The 1384-nt window shown below is 35.5% G+C and carries 1 protein-coding gene and 1 pseudogene; one reads left to right on the forward strand and one right to left on the reverse strand.

Translation table 11 applies throughout. From position 1 onward, the window contains the following. Nucleotides 1-216, reverse strand: a pseudogene (locus tag F6K13_RS33275) (hypothetical protein); the annotation flags it as partial. Nucleotides 217-608: 392 nt separating this feature from the next. On the opposite strand from F6K13_RS33275, the gene F6K13_RS33280 reads away from it, so the two are divergent. Continuing rightward, entirely contained in the window at nucleotides 609-1127 is a 519-nt protein-coding gene (locus F6K13_RS33280; RefSeq protein ID WP_124144976.1) for a hypothetical protein, read from the forward strand. Nucleotides 1128-1384 lie beyond the last annotated feature (257 nt).

Consider the following 1384-nt stretch of genomic DNA (forward strand, 5'->3'; position numbering starts at 1 on the left):
TTGTACTAAAATCCTGGCAATTTCCCACTCTTCTAAAGGAGGGTATTTATCTAGTATGAAGAAGATTAAACTGAGTATACTTCTACTCAAGAAAAAGAAAAAAGCTAGCCACAATGTTAAATTTAGTCGAGCAATCAAAAAACGATGTTGCCACTGTGGATATGAAACATTTGTTAAGTCTCTGCTATTTTCAGAAGTAGGGTTAGCACTATCCAAATAGCTCAGTATTTTCTAAATAGGGGATAGTCTCTGTAGTTTTTTCAGCCATCCATTTCGCATAGCTAATTAGATTGAAACCTCATAATTTAAGTCATAGACTTCGTACATCAGAATATTGTAATATAGCTGTCCTAAATAAGTTTTGAATAAATGTTAGTTATCTAAATACTAAGAGTGACTTCTCTTGATATGTAGCTAATGTTCATATTCTATCTAGGATAGCTATAGTAGGTTAAATATGAGCTAACTACAATTTTTTTTCACTCGTCATTAACAATAATTTAGGGCAGGCAAAAATTATTAATTATTTACAGCTAGCTCCGTCTAAAATGGTATGATTATTTTTACTGTATATTAGTTATATTTATACCTAAATTGTTAGTCAAATTATGGTTAGTTATACCTTGCCTCAAAATCCAGATACGATTATAACTGTTAGGGGGAAAGAGTCACCCCGAGCTCGTCAGAAAGCTATGGATAAGCTTGTGGAAATGATGGACTCTGGTGAAATACTCACAGAATTAGAAAATGGATTTAGTCCGGAGCAATTTATTGAGGTCAAAGAGTCAAAAGAATCAAAGGAAATTGCCTCTGAGGAAGAAGAAGCTGTTGCCCAAGCAGTACAAATACTTAGCGATCTAGCAGCACTGAAGATTAAGGTTGTAGAATCGAGAGAGGAAGCACTAAAGATTCGTTCTGCAATTGAGGTACTATTCACAGATGAAGCTGTCACTGTTGAAGAAATTGCTAATCTTAAAGATGGTTTTAAGGTGTTGAAAACTTTTGCTGTGGCTAATTTACGTTATAGAGAAGCAAGAGAAAAAGCAGAAGAAGCTCGTATTATCTTAGACCAAGCGCTAAAATCTGCCGAATCAGAAATCAAGCAATCTCCTAAACCGGATAAATAAGTTTTCTAGTATCTAATAGACTTCTATAGGCAATTAACTATAGCAAAGAAAGGGTTGGTTAGGACATATATTGATAATGAATCTTAGATAGGAAAGGTTTTTCTCACTATTTTCTATCTATGCATATCTACTACAACCATAAGGGGGTTGGTAAGGGGGTGCTGGTTTCCCCACTCCTCCACAGGGTGGGGCGGAAAGCACCCCCTTACATAAATAAATGTTGATCCGCTTCGATCAAGATGTTTGTCTACCTCCCG

Source organism: Okeania sp. SIO2B9 (genome assembly GCF_010672505.1).
GTDB classification, from domain to species: domain Bacteria; phylum Cyanobacteriota; class Cyanobacteriia; order Cyanobacteriales; family Microcoleaceae; genus Okeania; species Okeania hirsuta.

Coding starts and splice junctions, on each gene's coding strand:
- F6K13_RS33280 (WP_124144976.1), top strand. CDS start 609: ATGGTTAGTTATACCTTGCCTCAAAATCCAGATACGATTATAACTGTT.